Annotated in this window: 18 protein-coding genes; 7 read left to right on the plus strand and 11 right to left on the minus strand. The window is 36.1% G+C overall.

What is annotated here, in order from left to right:
• Positions 1-199 precede the first annotated feature (199 nt).
• The 6 genes from BEN71_RS15530 to BEN71_RS15565 form a co-directional block, all read right to left on the minus strand.
• Positions 200-1,249, minus strand: coding sequence for a cell division protein ZipA C-terminal FtsZ-binding domain-containing protein (locus BEN71_RS15530; RefSeq protein WP_068974118.1), 1,050 nt, complete (start codon positions 1,247-1,249; stop codon positions 200-202).
• A 1-nt stretch (position 1,250) separates the two neighbouring features.
• On the minus strand, positions 1,251-4,703 hold the full coding sequence (smc, locus tag BEN71_RS15535) for a chromosome segregation protein SMC (RefSeq protein WP_068974119.1): 3,453 nt from the start codon (positions 4,701-4,703) through the stop codon (positions 1,251-1,253).
• Between the two features lie 27 nt (positions 4,704-4,730).
• Positions 4,731-5,426 carry a GntR family transcriptional regulator gene (locus BEN71_RS15540; RefSeq protein ID WP_068974120.1) on the minus strand — a complete coding sequence of 232 codons (696 nt, stop codon included), beginning with the start codon at positions 5,424-5,426 and terminating at the stop codon, positions 4,731-4,733.
• 819 nt (positions 5,427-6,245) lie between these two features.
• A complete protein-coding gene (locus tag BEN71_RS15555; protein WP_068974122.1) occupies positions 6,246-7,001 on the minus strand; it encodes a hypothetical protein in 756 nt (251 codons plus the stop codon).
• Positions 6,995-7,510, minus strand: a complete 516-nt coding sequence (locus BEN71_RS15560; RefSeq protein ID WP_319922648.1) for a PAAR domain-containing protein — start codon at positions 7,508-7,510, stop codon at positions 6,995-6,997. The genes BEN71_RS15555 and BEN71_RS15560 overlap by 7 nt, the downstream gene beginning before the upstream one ends.
• Positions 7,511-7,559: 49 nt before the next feature.
• Entirely contained in the window at positions 7,560-8,369 is an 810-nt protein-coding gene (locus BEN71_RS15565) for a sulfite exporter TauE/SafE family protein (RefSeq protein WP_068974124.1), read from the minus strand.
• Positions 8,370-8,399: 30 nt separating this feature from the next.
• Between BEN71_RS15565 and BEN71_RS15570 the strand changes: the two genes are divergently transcribed.
• From BEN71_RS15570 to BEN71_RS15580, 3 genes are all read left to right on the plus strand, one after another.
• Positions 8,400-9,170, plus strand: coding sequence for a biotin--[acetyl-CoA-carboxylase] ligase (locus BEN71_RS15570; protein WP_068974125.1), 771 nt, complete (start codon positions 8,400-8,402; stop codon positions 9,168-9,170).
• A gap of 21 nt (positions 9,171-9,191) precedes the next feature.
• The gene (locus tag BEN71_RS15575; RefSeq protein WP_068974126.1) at positions 9,192-9,923 is read left to right on the plus strand and encodes a type III pantothenate kinase; all 732 of its coding nucleotides are present in this window, start codon (positions 9,192-9,194) and stop codon (positions 9,921-9,923) included.
• 94 nt (positions 9,924-10,017) lie between these two features.
• Positions 10,018-10,773, plus strand: coding sequence for a toxin-antitoxin system YwqK family antitoxin (locus BEN71_RS15580; protein ID WP_068974127.1), 756 nt, complete (start codon positions 10,018-10,020; stop codon positions 10,771-10,773).
• 253 nt (positions 10,774-11,026) lie between these two features.
• On the opposite strand, the gene BEN71_RS15585 is transcribed toward BEN71_RS15580, so the two are convergent.
• Positions 11,027-11,596: an RBBP9/YdeN family alpha/beta hydrolase gene (locus BEN71_RS15585; RefSeq protein ID WP_068974128.1), complete on the minus strand. Its 570-nt coding sequence runs from the start codon at positions 11,594-11,596 to the stop codon at positions 11,027-11,029.
• Between the two features lie 170 nt (positions 11,597-11,766).
• On the minus strand, positions 11,767-13,173 hold the full coding sequence (ffh, locus tag BEN71_RS15590) for a signal recognition particle protein (RefSeq protein WP_068974129.1): 1,407 nt from the start codon (positions 13,171-13,173) through the stop codon (positions 11,767-11,769).
• Between the two features lie 144 nt (positions 13,174-13,317).
• On the opposite strand from ffh, the gene BEN71_RS15595 reads away from it, so the two are divergent.
• From BEN71_RS15595 to BEN71_RS15610, 4 genes are all read left to right on the plus strand, one after another.
• On the plus strand, positions 13,318-14,127 hold the full coding sequence (locus BEN71_RS15595) for a cytochrome C assembly family protein (protein WP_068974130.1): 810 nt from the start codon (positions 13,318-13,320) through the stop codon (positions 14,125-14,127).
• A 27-nt stretch (positions 14,128-14,154) separates the two neighbouring features.
• The gene (locus BEN71_RS15600; RefSeq protein WP_068974131.1) at positions 14,155-14,649 is read left to right on the plus strand and encodes a hypothetical protein; all 495 of its coding nucleotides are present in this window, start codon (positions 14,155-14,157) and stop codon (positions 14,647-14,649) included.
• Between the two features lie 118 nt (positions 14,650-14,767).
• Positions 14,768-14,962, plus strand: a complete 195-nt coding sequence (locus BEN71_RS15605; protein ID WP_068974132.1) for a hypothetical protein — start codon at positions 14,768-14,770, stop codon at positions 14,960-14,962.
• A gap of 132 nt (positions 14,963-15,094) precedes the next feature.
• Positions 15,095-16,021 (plus strand): tRNA dihydrouridine synthase, encoded by a 927-nt coding sequence (locus BEN71_RS15610; protein WP_193925015.1) that lies wholly within the window; start codon positions 15,095-15,097, stop codon positions 16,019-16,021.
• A 34-nt stretch (positions 16,022-16,055) separates the two neighbouring features.
• Here BEN71_RS15610 and BEN71_RS15615 read toward each other — a convergent pair whose 3' ends face one another.
• The 3 genes from BEN71_RS15615 to BEN71_RS15625 all read right to left on the minus strand — a co-directional run bounded on the left by BEN71_RS15615 (position 16,056) and on the right by BEN71_RS15625 (position 18,533).
• Entirely contained in the window at positions 16,056-16,421 is a 366-nt protein-coding gene (locus BEN71_RS15615) for an SseB family protein (RefSeq protein ID WP_068974133.1), read from the minus strand.
• Between the two features lie 29 nt (positions 16,422-16,450).
• The gene (locus tag BEN71_RS15620) at positions 16,451-17,389 is read right to left on the minus strand and encodes a hypothetical protein (RefSeq protein WP_068974134.1); all 939 of its coding nucleotides are present in this window, start codon (positions 17,387-17,389) and stop codon (positions 16,451-16,453) included.
• 265 nt (positions 17,390-17,654) lie between these two features.
• Complete coding sequence (locus BEN71_RS15625) at positions 17,655-18,533, minus strand: hypothetical protein (RefSeq protein WP_068974135.1); 879 nt, start codon at positions 18,531-18,533, stop codon at positions 17,655-17,657.
• Between the last annotated feature and the right edge of the window lie 728 nt (positions 18,534-19,261).

A 19,261-nucleotide genomic window follows, 5' to 3' on the forward strand; every position in this document is an offset into this window, starting at 1 on the left:
CTCCGCAAGAGGATGAGGGGGATTTTCTCAAAATAAAAACCTCTCCCTAACCCTCACTTGCGCTTCATTTTAAAGCAGTGCTTTAAAACTTGCTCAGGAGAGGGAACTTCCATTATGCATTTAGTTATTAATCAACCATTCAACAGATACAAAATCTCGCTTCACTCAATTATAAAACAATTCTCAGCATAACATTATATTAAGCTTCTTGCCCTGAGCGATAATCAATCGCCTTATGACGCCAATGCTCTTTTAACTGCGGTGTAAACTCAAGATTATTTTCATCATAAACCGTACCATCAATCTCACGTGCAATAAGACCTGCAATACTTACCATCGTATCAAAGCCTTTTTGCACATCAGAATGTGGTAAAGCTAAGAAGAATGCTAAACCTTGAACTTGCTCAGTTGATAAATTTTCTAAGTCAAAACCATCAGGACCATTTTCTGTTACACGCAACACAGAAAACAAGAGATGACTTTCCTCTTCAGGACTCTCATAACGATGGAAACATGATAACTCACCAAAACGTAAACCATATTTCAACAACATTTTTAAAGTTTTATCACCAGACAAAGCTTTACGTGGATTTGGATAAACATTCAACGCAATGATGGTTTCTGCATTCGATAATACACTTTCATCATCATACTTTTGCTGTGCTGTTAAATGTACATCCAAGATACTGCTTTCTTCATCAAATTCTTTAATTTCAGCCGTTTCCACATTCTGATTCAACTGAAATTCTTCTTTTTTAGCTTCTGCCGTTTCAACAGTCACAACAGATTGAGTATCTAGGGGACTCGCTGTATCAACTTCAACATTCTTAACTGATTCAGTAGTTTCTACTTCTGCCGTAGCGCTTTCACTGTAAGCTTTTACTGAATCAATTGTAACAACTTCATCTGCAACAGATGTTTTAACGGTTTCCACATGTTCAGTTGTCGATGAATTCGTTGTAGCATTTTCCTGAATATCATCAATCTTTTGTTGCTTTTCTTCCGCAACTTCAACTGCATCTAAAGCATTTAAATTTGGCTCTACGCGCGCTGGCTCTTTAGATTCACGATCTGCCTGCAATTGATCACGCACATGACGTGGAATCACAGGTTGATTACAGTCTTCATTGACATGCAATTCAGATTCTAAAGATGGTGCAGCATCGTTGGGCTTTCGTAGCACCATTCGCAATCCAATCAGGATAATGATTACTGCAATAACAATTCCAATAATTGTGGTGACTTCCATACTACGACTCCGCGGCTAAACCGTATTCTCTTGCCTCTTCCAAATTCACAGTGACGAGTTTTGATGTGCCTGGCTCAGGCATCGTCACCCCTAGCAAATCGGTTGCCATCGTCATTGCAACTTTATTATGTGTAATGTAAATGAATTGAACCTGATCAGAAAGCTCTTTTACCAAATTACAAAACCGACCGACGTTTGCATCGTCTAATGGCGCATCAACTTCGTCCAAAACGCAAAATGGTGCAGGATTTAGACGGAAAATTGCAAAGACCAATGCCAATGCCGTCAATGCTTTTTCACCACCAGACAATAAAGCCAATGAGCTATTTTTCTTACCAGGTGGACGAGCCATTAATTTGACGCCTGATTGCCAATCATCTTCCAAGCTTAAACTTGCTTCACCACCATCAAATACTTTCGGGAACAACACTTTCAATTCTGAATTGACGCGATCAAAAGTGCCCATAAATAATTTTTTGGTTTCTTGGTCAATGGTCTTCATGGCATCTTTGAGTTGCCCAACAGTATTTTCCAGATCTTGCATTTGATGACTTAAATCATCAAAACGCTTAGAAACCTCTTCATATTCTTCCGAAGCCGCTAAATTCACTGCACCCAATTTTTCAAACTGACGCTGTGCTTTTTCAAACTTTTCTTGATGCGCAGGTAAATCAATCACCACACCTTGTTTGATCTCAGCATTCATTTCTTTGAGTTGATCAGAATAATGCTGTAAATCCGATTTGGCTGATTGCCATGACAAGCGTTTTTCTTCTAACTTGGTTCGTAATTGCTCATCATTTTGTTGATGTAAATGACGCATTTCTGTCAGTTGTTGCTGTTTCGATTGAACATTGTTCAATTCAACTTGCCATTCAGACCATGTCTTTTGCAGCTTCTCAGTTTGTTGTGATTGCTCAGAAAATTGTGATTCTAAACTTGGCAATTCCAACTGAATCGGATCGACAAATTTCTTTGCTTGTTCCATTTGCGCAATGATTTGCTGATATTGTGCTTTCGAGAAAGTTAAATCTTTTTCCAATAATTCAATTTGCTGCTTATTCTGTTCAGCCAAACGACGTGTGGTTTCAAAATCTTGTTGCTTCAACTGCAATTGCTGTTGTTGCGCTTCAACCTGTTCATTTAACTCATCAAGCTGATATTGCAAAGCCTTGTATTCAGGTAAATTTTGCTCAAGTTTGAGAATGACCGAATGCATGTCGATTTCAAGATCATCTTTCTGCATTGCATCTTCTTCAAGTTGCTCATCCAATTGTTGTAATTGGCTGTTTAACTGAACTTTTTGCAACTCAAAAGCTTGTGAAGCACTTTGCTGTTTGGCAATTTGCACATCGAATTGTTGTAGATTCTTTTGCTGATTTTTCAGTGTATCTTGATCTGCTTGAATCTGCTTTTGAATATCAGCAATTTGCTGATTTAATTGCGGTAAAACACTTTCAGCTTCAAGTAACTGAGGCTGTAAATTTGCCAGTTGTGCTTCAATTTCTTCTAAGCGAATACGATGGCTCAATGCGCCTTGAGCCGCTTGGCTAGATTCATCGAAATATAGACCGATGACCCAATCTTGCCCGATGTGATAACCATCTAGACTGAGCAGACTTTGCCCTGCTTTTAATTGGTTTTGAATTGCCAATGCATCAGCAAGATTTTCGACAATCGCCACTTGATTCCACAGTGAATATTGCGGAGATTCAATCCAATCTGCCAAACATGGCAAGCCATTCAGCTGAATCTTATCTAGTGAATCAAATGTTTTGAGCTGACGTGCGATGCTTTCGGTAAATGTCGCCCCTGAATCGATGATTTGTGCAGAAAGCCATTTCGCTAAAAACTTCTCAATCAATGCAGCATGTTCTTTGCCTTGTGCATTCAACTTCAATACTTGCATCAATTGCACAGCATTGAAATCCGTTTTCACTGCACTTTTCGCCATGAGTTGATTCAAGTTTTTCTGTTCAGATAGCAACACTTGTACTTCAGATTTCAAACTTGAAATCTGCGCTTTCTGTTGATTAATCTGCTCTTGGAATTGTTCTAACTGTGCTTTGGCATCCGTTAGTTTTTGTTCCAATTGCACAATCTGTTGTTGCGTAGATGACTTCTCTTGCTCAAGTTGACTTAGATCTTCAGTTTGGAACTGATTTTGAATCTGTGTCGCTTGGGTCTTTAGAGTGTCTTTTTGTTGTTCGATTCGTGCCACATTTTTAGCAAGCTGTTCAATCTGCGCCTGCATTTGCGCTTTTTGTTGTTGTTGCTTTTCAACCTGAACTTTGACGTGTTCATATTGTTGTTGCGCTTGGAGTTGCTGTGCTTTTACATCACTAAACGCTTGGCTACGTTGCTGAGTTTCGGATTCAGAACTATGTAATTGCTCAGACTGCTGTTCCAATTGATTATGCAAAGTATCCAATTGCAATTCAATCAATTGAATCTTTTCTTTAGTCTGAATTTTTTGCTGTTCAAAATTACTCAATGCTTCTGAATTTTGTTGGAACAAACTTTGTTTTTGCTCCAAAGTCATTTTCAATTCAGAAAGCTTTTTCTCAGCCTGTTGCCATTCATTTTGCAAAGGTGTGGACTGTTGAATGAGGCGTTGGAACAATTCATTGGTCGATGTTAAATCATGTTCCAAGGTACTCATGTCAGAACGAACCAGTTTGAAATGCTCACCTAGCTCATTCATTTCAACTGTATATTCTTCTTGTAAACGAGAACTACGCTCACATTGGAACGATAGAATTTCGATTTTTAGAGTACGAATTTCAGTTTCTAAGGTTTTGTATAGAACCGCAGATTCAGACTGACGTTTAAGCGTTTTAAGCTGTGATTTTAATTCTGACGCAATATCTTCTAAACGATCTAGATTTTGCGTAGTGTGTTCTAAATGTTGTAGCGTTTCACGACGACGGGCTTGGTAACGAGAAACCCCTGCCGCTTCTTCGATGAAAACCCGCATTTCTTCAGGTTTGGCATCGACCAAACGGTTAATCATGCCTTGTTCAATAATCGCGTATGAACGTGGTCCTAAACCTGTCCCCAGAAAAATATCGGTAATATCACGGCGACGGCATTTGGTGCCATTGAGAAAATATTCAGATTTACCATCACGATTGACCTGACGGCGTACAGCTAATTCGCTATAGGCATTGTATGCGCCACCCAGTTTACCGTAAGTATTCTCAAAACGAAGTTCTACACTTGCCATTCCCACAGGTTTACGTTTTGCCGTTCCTGTAAAAATAACATCTTGCATGCTGCCACCACGAAGTTGACGCGCACTGGACTCCCCCATAACCCAACGAATGGCATCAATCACATTGGATTTACCACAGCCATTTGGACCAACCACCGCTGTACGGTTATCTTTGAATTGTAATGTTGTACTATCGGCAAACGATTTGAAGCCTGAAAGTTTTAAGCTGCTTAAACGCATAATGTCCTAGTTACTTGCTAACGCTACTTAGCGACGCGATCTCCGCGCCCAAGCGAGTTCGATTTGTTTCATCCGTGTCAGAGATTCCAACACTAAGTTACGCAAGTGTCGACAAAAATCTTCCATAAATAAAGTAGCTTGTTGTGATTTTCGGATTAAAATTGCATCAATCACTAACTTCAGCAATTCTAATGCTTCTTGAAGCTCACGTCTTGAAGTATTTAGCGTTAAAAAATAACTTCTGCGCAAAGATGGCAGTAATTCTTTATAAAACTTCATCAAGTATGGATTTCCCACCATATCTTGCTGTTCTGAAAGAAATTGGAAGATACCATCGTAGAATTTTTCGGTATTGCCTTGTTTCACCTGTTCGACCAGATGATTCATCATATTTTGAATGGCTTCGGCTTCATGATTGCGCCACGTTTCACTCATACGTGAAACGATTTGCCCAAGGAGTAATGCACTGGTATCAAATAACGCACGAACTTGCTGTGCTGACATTTCGGAAACAATCGCGCCACGGCGTGGATAGATTTCTATCAGGTGGGTTCTTTCTAAAAGCAATAGCGCTTCGCGCACCGAGCCTCGACTGACATCCAGTTCTTTGGCGATACGTAGTTCTTGTATGCGTTCCCCTTCCACCAACTCGCCACTAATAATTTGTTCGCTAATATGTTTGGCAATTTGTTCCGAGAGGCTATCCACTTCTTCCAAATGCATATCTCCTTTTTGATTTTTTATTTTTCACAAAAGCATAGACATACTTAATTGTCATATTTTAAGTTTTACTCGATTTAGCTCGATCAAATCCATGACATTGTCAGACAATTTTAAAGCATTTTAGGTCAATTTTGATTTTAAAAAAGAATGTTAGTGAAAAATAAAAAAGCGATGGTTAGTGTCTTTTCTAAAAGCTCCATCTTGATAACTGCAATACAAATTGACATCTAATACCATGAAATTAAAGTATTTTCACAAAGCACGTTATGGAAACCCTTCTGGTATTAAAAATATACTAATACAGAACAATATGATGGCTAAAGCAAATACCCATAAAGAATTTTTTCTAGTTATATTTTTAAATAAAGGCATCCACCTCACAAGATTAGGAAAAATAAAAACAATCATTCCCATAACAAAAGTCAGTATCGAAAGCCTAGCAGTAAGGAGAAAAATGTCAAAACTATCAATATTGGGCATTTACTTAAGCATGACTTTTTTATATCGAGTCATAAATAATCTAATCACAAGGATAATAAAAATGATTAATGAGAAAATTAAGTAAAAATTTCCATGAAATAAATGTGAACTAAAACCTTCATATATAAATTTATATACAAAATTTTGTTCTAAATACCCCATCCAAGATTTCGCAAAAAAATAGCTGAGTATTAAAGAATATAACCCTGAAAAACTTATAAATGCCAAGATTCTATTAATTTTATCTTTAATAAAAAAAATAGAATTTAAACTTAAAGAAGCAATTAAAATTGAAAAAACAAAAGAGTAAACTGTAATCCAATAACTATAACTTTCCATTTAACTTCCCACAATTTTTTTAATTAAAGAAGTAGCTATTCTACCTTCCGCTCTTGTTTTAAATCTTAACTTACCATTATGGAAAATTGCACGCTGACCATGCCTGTAGTCTTGTTCAGATATTTCTTTTGTACCGCCTCGATTTGGAACAGTATAATCTGTGTGACCAATAACAACACTTTTTGTTTTTCCTGATCTAAACAGATGTAAAGAAATCAGTGCACTAAAAGAATCTTCATCCCCATCAATTGCTGTATTACATCCATGTATTTCGATTTTAGATTCATTCGTAAAAACATTAAAATTAATATCAGATAAAATAGGACAATTACTCCAATTTGCGCCACCAAACAATTCATACTGTGAGAGTTTAGTAAAAGAATTACGGTAAATATTTGAAGCTAAGTTATTTTCTTGACCATATTCATAGGTCATCGACTTACTCATAGAAGCATCTATAACTGAATAAAGTCCTAACTCAGATCCATGACAGAAAATATCCAAGGACTGAATTGTATTTGTAGGCTGAGAGTTAATATGCTCAACGAGCTGCAACATACCTTTAGATATAAAATAAGATTTAACAGGTAAATCATTTTTATAATCAGCTATTACATTCTTAGAAGCATTATAAAAAGATCCATTATCACCTAGGATTCTAGCACCACCGTAAAGAACTAAACGAATAGGTAGTTTAACATTCACTTTTTGAACTGTACCACCTTGAACAGTTTTACCACTATGTAAATCTACCATCCCTCATCCTCAGCCGTTTGAATTGTAATAGTATTTGGTTGATCACGATCTGCTAATTTTTCAGTCATTCCATCTTCGTTGGTAATGCCCTCAACTGTATGACCATCATCATAAGTAATTATGTATTTAAGATTTTTATAAGGTTGCCCATCTAATTCATTGATTAATTGATATTGGCCTGAATACTTTTTATTAGCTACAAAAGAAGAACTCGTAGCATTCCCTTTTCCAGAACCGCTCCCTGCATCTCGTACAACTAAACTCTGTTGAGGTAAGAAAGTTGCTCCACATGTAGTTTTATCGCCTGCCATAATAATTGTTTTAGAACCAACAACTAAAAAACTTTTACCCAAAGAAACAGCTGACACAACTTTTTTACACTTAGGGCAAAAATGTTTCATCCCTTCTAAATGAACTGGCTTTCCTTCAATTTGGAAAGAAGGATCTGTTTCTGCAACAATCCCTCCATGATCAGTTTTACAACCTATTGTTATTAAAAGTTTAATTATACTAAAATATAATTAAAGCATAACAATCCAATAACCACAAATTTTCCATCTAAAAAAACGGCATCACACCTTTCAAAATAAAATAACAACCTACTACTGTCAGCAAGCCTGCAAAACACTTTTTCAACATTGCTGGAGATAATTTATGTGCAACTTTTGCCCCAAATTTTGCCGTAATAAAACTCATGACGCTAATGCCAATAAATGCATAAATATGCACATAACCAATCGCATTTTTAATTTCAGTGGATTCTTGCGAACCAAAGAACATAAAACCAAGCGCGCCTGCGATTGCAATCGGTAAACCACATGCAGCAGAAGTCGCAACGGCTTTTTGCATCACCACACCATTTTTATTTAAATACGGCACAGTCAAACTACCACCACCGATCCCAAAAATAGCAGAAGCAATCCCAATTCCACCACCAGCCATCATTTGCATCGGTGCAGAAGGTAAATGTTTAGATTCATCCACTTGAACATTTGCACCTTTAAACATTTTAAAAGCCACCCACAGCGCAAATGCTCCGATAATGAGTTGTAAATGCTGTCCTGACAAAATATCAGCAACACCAGCTCCAATAAATGAACCAATCACTAAGCCTGGTGCGAGATTCTTAAACACATTCCAAAGTACTGCGCCTTTTTTATGATGCGCGGATACAGAACTGATCGAAGTAACAATAATCGTTGCCAGTGAAGTGCCCAGAGCCATATGCATAATCACACTTGGGTCATAGCCCATTTGAGTAAAAACCACATAGAGAATCGGTACAATAATTAATCCACCACCCACACCAAATAGTCCTGCGGCAAATCCAGCGATTGCACCAATACCTAGATATATGATTAACTCCATAAATGTTCCTTTACATTTCTCAGATTCAACATGGATTTAGAGACTCGTCATCTTAGACAACTGCTTACAGAAGCCAACCAACTTCCTGAAATTCTGTTATTAAAACAGACCACAACATCAACCAATGATGATGTCCGTGATATTGCTCAGAGCGGTGTAAACACGGTGCTGGTCTGTAGTGAAACACAGACGCAGGGACGAGGTCAGCACCAAAGGGAATGGGTTTCCCCGATCGGGAATATTTATTTAAGCACATTGCTTGAAACTCGAACACCCATTGATGGACGTTTAGCACTAGAAATTGCCTTAAATATCTTACAAATGCCATCCCTGAAGCATTTAACCAATCTGCAAATTAAATGGCCCAATGACCTTTACAGCACACAAGGAAAATGGGGCGGCATCTTAGTAGAGCCAATTTCCCCCAATCAAGCGATTGTCGGGGTAGGCATAAATTTATTGCCCATTCCTGAGCAAGACGTCAGCCAACAAGCCACGTCAGTTGTGCAATTGGGTGTGCAATATCCGAATCGTATCCAAATGATCAGTGAACTTTATCTTGCCATTCAACAGGCTGGACAATGGTTTAATCATGGTTGCTACAACCTCGCTGCACGTTTTAACCACTACGCGGCATTTCTTGATCAAGCGGTGCATTTTGAACAAATCAACGATTCAGTTGAAGGCATTTTCAAAGGGATTCATGATGATGGCTCAGTCAACTTAATGACAGCAAATGGTTCAGTGAATGTTTATCAAGGGCGTTTACGTTTGATCGAATCATCCACAGATAAAAAATAATAAAGACATTTAGGTACGCAAATGAAAGCACTTTGGTTAGATATTGGAAATACCCGACTTAAATATTGGATCACTGAAAATGACCAAATCATAGAACAAGCTGCGGAATTACACTTACAATCCCCTGCTGATCTCTTGCTCGGTTTAATCCAACATTTCCGTAGTCTAAATTTAGATAAAGTCGGTATTTCATCGGTTCAAGACAAAAAGAACAATGAACGTATTATCCAAATCCTAAAACTCCTTGATATTCCAGTGAGCTTTGCCAAAGTTCATGCCGAATATGCAGGTTTAAAATGTGGTTATGACCATATTGAACAATTGGGAATCGACCGTTGGCTTCAAGTTCTTGCAGTTGCCAATGCCAATGAAGACCTGTGTGTGATTAGTTGTGGTACAGCATTGACCATTGATTTGACCCAAGGCTTTCAGCATCTTGGTGGCTATATTTTGCCAAATCTTTATTTACAACGTGATTCACTAATTCAAAACACCAAAGGCATTAAAATCCCTGATGTTGCTTTTGAAGAGCTTTGTCCGGGGAGAAATACCATTGATGCAGTGCATCATGGTATCTTTCTAGGATTATTGAGCACCATTGAAAAAGTGATGGAGCAACAGCCTCGTAAACTGATTCTCACAGGTGGCGATGCCAATTTATTTGCAAAATTTCTTGAAAAATATCAGCCACAGATTGAAAGTGATTTATTACTCAAAGGTTTGCAGTTTTATATCAATCGACAAAATAGTTGAAAATAAATACAATTTACACAGGGCTCAAAAGCCCTATTTTTTATTCATGATAAAAAATGATAAATGCCATAACAGCGCATAAAGAGAAATGCTAATGAAAAAACTTCCCTTATTCCTGAGCTCATGCTTACTTAGCTTAACCATGGTGGGCTGTACGAGTTTACAAAGCACACCATTACAACCTGCTTCAGGCAAGGTCGTAACTTCCGAAGCAATTATTGCCTATTTTGCACCCGATGCAGGCGAAGAAGAATGCGCTTGTGGTTCAACTATGGATAAAGGCTACTCTCTTACACCTGTTGAAAATGGTTATTTCCGTAAATTATTGGGTCGAGATCAAGAAGGTCGCTTCTTACTACAAGACTTCTACCAAAGTAATGGTCAACCTCAAACCAGTCCATTTTGGGTTAAAGATCCAAAAGGTTTAAATAGTTTTGATGGTAAATATACAGATGGTGATGTGATTGGTTACTATGACAATGGTCAAATAGAGTTCAAAGAACACTATAAAGACTACATGCTACAGGGCAAATCTGAGCTGTATTATAAAAATGGTCAACTCAATATGGTGACTGAATATGCAGATGATGACGAAGTGGGTGAGACTAAAACTTACTACAGCAATGGTCAACTCGCTTCCTTAGAAAATAAACTTGATGAGGAGCATAAAACGCATAAGCTGTGGTATTCAACTGGCAAACAAGCGGTTGACCTAATCGTTGATCCTTATGATTTTTCAATACTTTCAGGCAAAGCTTGGGATCAACAAGGCAATATCATTGAAGATGAAGATGAGCGACAAAAAGTCATTGATAACATCTATGAACAGTTAGATACCACTAAAAACTAAAATACTGGAAAACGAAGACACAGAAAAATCAAACTATTCGCCAAATCCTCTATCGCAATATACGTATTGCTATAGGGGGTCATAATTTTTCTCATAAGTTTTTTGATTTCACTGACATCTACAAAATGATGGTTACTTAAAATTTTAGTACCAGCATAAAAATAAACCGCTGATTTTTTTTAATAAATACAACTAAAAACATAGATAAAACTAAAACTACAGCAAGGGTACAATCATAAAACATGAATATAAGCTAAGGTGCTGATTTCAATAAAACAGATAGTTTGTCCCAAAGCTGTGGAAACTCACTATAACCATCAGAAGCCATGAAATGCCCTGCATTTTTTACCTCGACCATTTGGGCATTCATCAAATGTCCTAACTGAATACTGAAAGGTGCAGGCACAAAAGGATCGTTATTTGAAAAAAATAGCACTCTATGGCGAATGCCCATTCTTAACTGAGCTTCATCAAAATGTGCTTGATCTATAAATACATTTAGCTCTGGGAAAATGGGTAATTTATTCTTAAAGCCTGCAATTAAAAATAATGCAAAAAGCTTTCTTCCTGCTAATACCTCAGATAAAAATCCTAAACTGGCGATACAGCCTAAACTATGAGCAATGATAATCACCTCCTCGTTTAAGGTCTGAATCTGTTGAACAAGATTCTGCTTCCAAGCATCATATTTTGGATGTTCAGAATCTTCTAAATAGAGTATGTCACATTGATGCCCTATTGATTCCACCTGCCTCTTCAACCACGGAAACCAATGATCAGTCGGTGAGGCATTATAACCATGTACAATAAAAACTTTTCTCATATATATTTTCTTATTTATCAATTATATACAATTAAAACAAATTAAAACTCATCCAATAATATGTGAAACTAATCACCATGTATATATATTTTATTTAACAAAAAAGACGCCCTTGGGCGTCTCTTGTGATAGAAGTATTCAATTAAATGAGTAACTTTAGCTATAAGCTATTACTTCTTATCGTTATTTCCAAACAATGGTCCCATACCACCACCACCGCCGAATTGTTTTTGCATACCGCTCAATGAACGCATCATTTTTGCCATACCTGATGGATTAGCAAATTTCTTCATCATTTTTGCCATTTGCGCATGTTGCTTGATCAATTTATTGACTTCAACCACATCCATACCACAACCCGCAGCAATACGTTTTTTACGACTCGGATTCATCAAATCTGGGTTACGGCGTTCTTTGATGGTCATCGACTGGATGATTGCTTCCATCTTTTTCACTTGCTTTTCAGGATTCGCTTGTGCAATCGCATCTTGAATCCCTGAATTACTCATGCCAGGCAACTTGTCTAAGAAGCCCATCATACCGCCCATCTTATTCATTTGTTCAAACTGCATCAGCATATCTTCAAAATTGAAGCTTCCGCCTTTTTGCAATTTTTTCGCCATTTTTTCGGCTTTTTCTTTGTCGATCTTACGTTCAACTTCTTCGACAAGAGAAAGTACGTCACCCATACCCAAGATACGTTGTGCAACACGCTCAGGATGGAATGGCTCTAAGGCATCGAGTTTTTCACCCATACCTAAGAATTTAATCGGCTTACCAGTAATCGCACGTACAGAAAGCGCAGCACCACCGCGTGCATCACCATCCGTTTTGGTGAGGATCACACCAGTCAGTGGCAATGCGTCATTAAATGCTTTAGCTGTATTTGCCGCATCCTGACCAGTCATTGCATCGACAACAAATAAGGTTTCAGTTGGACCAATCGCTGCATGTAATGCTTTGATTTCGTCCATCATGTCATCATCGACATGCAAACGACCTGCGGTATCAACGATCAAGACATCGTTAAAGTTAATCTTCGCTTGACCAATCGCACGTTGTGCAATTTTGATTGGATCTTCAGATGCATCTGACTCGATGAAATCAACACCAACCTCACCCGCAACAGTTTGTAACTGTTTAATTGCTGCTGGACGATAAACGTCGGCAGAAACCATTGCAACTTTTTTCTTTTGGCGTTCTTTTAAGAAACGACCAAGTTTTGCAGCAGTTGTGGTTTTACCCGCACCTTGCAAACCTGCTAAAAGAATAACAACAGGTGGTTTAGCAGCTAAATCTAGTGTTTCATTCGCCTCACCCATCATTTTTGTGAGTTCGTCATAAACGATCTTCACAAAAGCCTGACCTGGTGAAAGCTGAGTCATCACTTCCTGACCCAATGCTTCTTCCTTAACTTTCGCGATAAATTCACGTGTTACAGGCAAAGCAACATCGGCTTCAAGAAGTGCCATACGCACTTCACGTAGGGTATCTTTTATATTATCTTCGGTGAGCTGCCCAGAGCCAGTAACATTTCTGAGGCTCTGCGTGAGTCGTTCTGTTAAGGTATCAAACATTGCAAAATCCGCTTAAAATAGCTAGTAGCAAAAAAATCTTTCTTAAAATAGAAAATTTGTGCTCAAGATGCTATAGGATACTGTAGTTCACATGGAATTTATATCTTATAACATGATTATTCATCATCCTGAAAAAGGTTTGACATGATTAGCCTACCCTTGGTTTATACGATTTTAGCATTAATTGCCTATACCTCATCATTTTGGTATCTGTTTATGCATTTAATGTCAAAACGTCCTGCAAACCCGTGGTTTATCGGCATCATGTCTGGCTTAGGACTGATCTTACATGCAAGTGTACTGTATAACGATATGCTTACACCACTGGGGATTAATTATGACGTCTTTAATTTGATGTCATTTACCTCTGGGTTAATGTTATTGCTAAGCATGTTATATAGCACTTATCGACCTGTTATTTCATTGAATTTAATCGGCATTCCTGTTGCTGCCTTTGGTTTAATCCTTGGTTTTTGCTTTAGTAAATCAAAACAATTTATTGAACAGCATTCTTTAGGCTTAGACATTCACATTATTTTGTCCTTATCTGCGTATGCGGTGTTGCTGATGGCAACCATTCAAGCCGTATTGATTTGGTTCCAGAACCGAGAACTCAAAAAGAAACAAAAAAAGCGTATTTGGGTGAATTTTCTACCGGCTTATCAAGCGATGGAATCACTCTTGTTTGATATGTTAATTACAGGCTTTGTGCTTTTAACTGTTGCTCTAAGCTTTGGTTTCTTCACCATAGATAACTTTTTCGCACAACATTTAGCCCATAAAACGGCATTCAGTATCGTGTCATGGTTTGTCTATGGTTCGCTATTGATTGGACATTATAAATTTGGCTGGCGTGGTCAAAAAGCGATTCGCTTTACCATTATCGGCTTCTTTTTATTGGCGATCGGCTTTATTGGCTCTAAGTTTGTGTTGGAAATGATTTTACATCGATAAACCGTTTCTAATATTTGGAAATGAATTGTGAAAACATATTACTATTATTATGATAAAGAAGAAGATATAACAACATTCTGTGAATTGGATGAGGAGTTATATTGTTTACGGGCAACTTTTCAAACAGCAAATGGAATATTCAGTACGAACTCTCCACTGACTCCCGCTCACTTATTTCTACCAGAAGGTAGCTTTTTAGATTTTATTGATGAACTCAGCCCTATCTCTCAGGAACAGTTTAAAGATAAGTGGAATATTTCTAACAAAAAGTACTTAATCCATTGGGAAAATTTAAAAAATAAGTATCAGATTAATCAATCAATAAAAACAAGTATTTCTTTTTTTCCACCACTAGGAGTTATTGTCCAATTTGGTGAAATTTTTTATGGTTTAGTAAATTATAATGACTGCAAAGCAATTTTAGGTGAAAATCAAATGTATCCACACCAACAAATACAACTCTATATCGAACATTTTGATGATGATAACTTATGGATAAAATTTTCTACAAAATCAAATTAGTTATCATTAAAAGCTAACCATCTAAATATATTCATTATTTCCTCTTGCTTATTCAACATAATACATTTAATGTCTTATTTAAATTATGTGTTTATATTTTATACAAAAGGATTTTGTGATGAATATTCCAGTCAACACTCAACAGGATGATAAAGATAATTATAATCCCCTCACAGCTGAAAAATGTCGTCAATGCGAAGACGTTTTACCGATTCAAAATTTGGATCCAAACTACGAAGGTATTGTTTCAACACATAGCAATGACAGCTATTGTAAATTTTCATGTATTTCGGAAAATGACGAGACACAGTAAACGTATTTTCATTACATGAGCATTTAAGGAAAAATAAATCATAGATGTATTGTTCTGAATCATCACAATCAACTAGACAGTTGATTGAAAAGTGCGTATAACGCACTTTTTTACGATTCAATGGTAGTGACTTTGAAACTCATCCTTGCACCAATGGAAGGCTTAACTGACCCAATTATGCGTGATGTTCTTACGTCTGTGGGAAGTTTTGACTGGTGTGTAACTGAGTTTATTCGGGTGACGGATTCTGTATTGCCTGATCATATCTACCATACGTATTGTCCTGAACTGAAAAATGACGGCAAAACAGCTGCAGGCACACCTGTACATGTGCAATTTTTAGGAAATAACCCTGAAATGTTGGCTGCCAATGCCGTACGTGCTGCTGAACTCGGCGCACCTGCGATCGATATGAATTTTGGTTGTCCTGCCAAAACAGTCAATCGTCATCGTGGCGGTTCAGTGCTTTTAGATGAACCAGAAGTGGTTTATGAATTGGTTAAAGCGGTACGTGATGCTGTTCCTGCTCATATCCCTGTTTCAGCGAAAATGCGTTTAGGTTATCTTGATCGTAATTTCACGATGGAAAATGCACACGCCATCGAAGATGCTGGTGCGTCTTGGGTTACCGTCCATGCGCGTACCAAAGCCGATGGTTATACCCCACCCGCTTTTTGGGATTTATTGCATCCGATTCGTGAAACTTTAAAAATCAATGTGATTGCTAATGGTGAGATTTGGACCAATGCAGATGCCAAGCAATGTCAGCTTGAATCTGGTTGTGAAGATCTCATGATTGGTCGTGGTGCTGTAACCACACCTGATTTAACCCAATGCATCCGCCAAAATACAGATCAACCATTAATTACGTGGAATGAATTGCTCGGTCTGCAAATTCGTTTCTTAAATGGTACATATAAAAAAGAAATGAATATGGTGGGTCGTTATAAGCAATGGCTTGGAATGATGTCGAAACATTATCCTGAAGCCAAAGCCTTATGGGACGAAGTAAAACGTCTTAAAAAAATTGATGAAGTGTTAGAAAAATTAAAAGCTTAGTCTTTCTAATTTATATCCTCTTTACCACCTCAATTTACTCTGCTTCATTCTTGTGTATTTCTAGAATTTGGGTAATTTCTTCAGCTTGAAATTCTTTGACCAAATTCGATGTTGGGTTTAAAACCAAAGTTGCCCCCTTGGTAATTTCAAAGAGTTTTCTGGCATTTAAAACAAGATACTCAGCATCTGTTCCAATATCTTGCTGAATCATTTCTAACTCTAAAAAGAATGGAATCGCTTGATCACCTTCTGGAGTTTCAAGTACTCGAAATTGCAATTTGTTATCGCTATCTTGAGTCCCTAAGCAATAAATATCGGATACAAGTAGTTGATCGATAAACTCAGGAATAAGCTCATAGTTTTCTTGGGTTTGGGTGAAGAGTTGTTGGAGATTTGGCATAGTCATTCCTAATATTGTTTATAATTTTTTCAACTTTCCCAACCGACATACCATTGATTTAATTTTGGTTTATCAAATTCAAGTTGAAGACCATTCTTTTCACACGCAATTTTATTTTTTTCCAACAAATGATGGACTTCTTGAAATAATTTTTCATTTGCATATTCAGTATTTTTCAACTTTTCAGAATAAATACAGGCTTTTTCCAAACTCTCTCCACGAGAATCCAATGCATAAATTTGCATTAAATAAAAAGCTAGATTTCCATCTTGATTTAAATCAAATACAAGTTGCACAGTATTTGAGAACTTCTTCATTTCATCTTTATTTTTCAATACTTTTACTTGCCTTAGATCTTGAAAATACATGTTAAAATCAAAAGAATTCTCTTCTGTTTCTAGTTGCTTATTATTAATTATAAATGCAATATATTCTTTGATTTCTCCCCTTCGTCCAGCGCTGATTGTCTGATCAAAGTAATTACTCATTAAATCTTGTATTTTCTTATCATCTAATTGAGTAATTTTTTTTAATAAATCAAACGAAGTACCACCTGTCGCCATTTCTTCGTCATTATATAAATGAAGAAGTTTAACTTTTGCATTAATTTGACCAGCTTGTGCTAACTCATAATATTTTTTATATATTTTAAATTTTTCATCGTAGGTTAATGGCTCATTAATTTCAGCCAACTCCCTACCTGCATTAGTTGCATAAATTGCATTTAAATCTTTTTGTGCAGCTTTTTTTTCAATAATTTTTATCTCTTTATCATTGTTCTGATCATATTGTGTTACTTGATAAAAACTAGCTGCGGTTTCAGTCTGTTTTGGACTCCAATTTTGATTTTCTAACCAATTTATATCTTCCACTTTTATTTCTCTCTTATTTTCTGATACAGCATTATTTTGAGGTTCACTACAACCCAATATGAACAACGATAAAACTAAAAAACTGACTTTTTTCATTCGATACCTATCTAGGAATTTTTAACCATTGCCCGACAGTAATTTTATTAGGATCCTCCGTTGTATTTACTATGAGTGAAGTAAAGCATTTAAAAATTAAATGAAAATAAAATAACGAAAATTCTTCACTCTTCCTTATTACACTAATAATGCATAAAAATAATAATACATTTCAAAACAAATGATTAAATAATTAGTTTTTTTAATTTATCAAAGACAATCCAGTTTACCAACTAGTTAATTTTAAAAGCCTTAACTAGATTATCTAAAATTTAATTCCTTCCTGTTCTAAAATTTTTTCAGCTTCATAATTATATGAAATTCCAAATTCCTTATACCATTCATCATAATTAGCACCTAAAATATTTTTCTTATACATCTCAGATTTATTTAAACATAATTCTTTATCTTTTTCCGACTTAATCAAATTAACAAGGTTCAATTTATAAATTTTTACATCATTATCATTAATATATTTAGGTACTAGCTGAGCCCAAGCACAAGCTTCAACAATATCTTTATCAACACCTATTCCATCTTTATAAAATTGCATTAAGTATATAGGAGATATATCATAACCTTTTTTTGCTAGAAATAAACTAGTATTAAAAAGATTGGAATTATCCTTCTTAGATAGATTTAATCCAGAAATTATTTTTTTATTAATCAACCAATTATCATTATTTTTTTTAGCCTCATCTTCTCCCATCGTTAATAAACTTAAATAAAAAGAGAAATTAGCTAAAACCCCGCCTTTAATTCCTGTTTCCAATAATTTTTTTTGGATTTTAATAATATCTAAATAATTTAATTTACTTTCTTGGATTTCACTTACTTCACTAATATCAGTAGCTGCATAAGATGCTGCTAAAGGCTGACCACTTATACCTAATTGATAAATTTCATTATAATATAAGTCAACAGGCTCATTATTCTTCATTAATGAATCCTGCTCTAATTTATATTTCACCAACCTAGCACCTAAGTTATTTTTAGCAACTAAGGTATCTAATTTTTTTATATTTTCAATATTATTATTTTCTCCTAAATAATTATAAGCTAATACTGTTTCTTTAGCATCCCATTCATTTTTATTACTATCTAAAATTTTTTCCATACCAACTCCTAGTTTTTTGTTTTCCATATTACTTTCATTTTTTGAACATGAAGATAATAAAATTAAAAAAAATACACAAATTCTCTTCATTTACATTAACCTATTGGAATATCAAGGTTTTGCCCGACTTTAATTAAATTTGCCCGACTATACGGTATACCATTAACATCACAAATTCTTTGCCAAGTAGTTGAAAATTTTGCGGCGATACTTGATAAAGTATCTCCAGATTTCACTATATATTTTGCTTTTAAATTATTATTACTACTACGATTTGGAGGTATGCTTGGTACTTTACCTGTTTGAATATTTGCAACATTAAACACTCTTAATGCTCCGGGAAGCTCAGTAACAATTTTACTAGCATGCCCTGATCCTAAAAATCTTGGAAAGACTCCCATGAACGGAAGTTCTGGAGTATTTCTCCACCATGTCAATGATGTTGGACCATATACAGTACCTACCCCTTTCAGCTTTGATAATTTTTCGCCCATACTAGTGCCTGATCTGTTCCCTTGCTGGCATGCTAGCAACATTATCGTTTGATTCTTATAACCGTTTCTCTTTATTGTCGCCAAAACAAAATTTGGATCTGTTGTATATCTATTTGCTCTCAAATTTGTATTTTGTTCAAGCATTCCTTGCCCGTTCTTATCAAATCCACCGTGAGTGAATATATAAAAAAACTTTTTGGGGAAGTATCCTCCATCTATTATTCTTTGCTTAGAAGCAATTGTCGTTTGATTACCAGCTTC

The organism is Acinetobacter wuhouensis (assembly GCF_001696605.3).
GTDB classification, from domain to species: Bacteria; Pseudomonadota; Gammaproteobacteria; order Pseudomonadales; family Moraxellaceae; genus Acinetobacter; species Acinetobacter wuhouensis.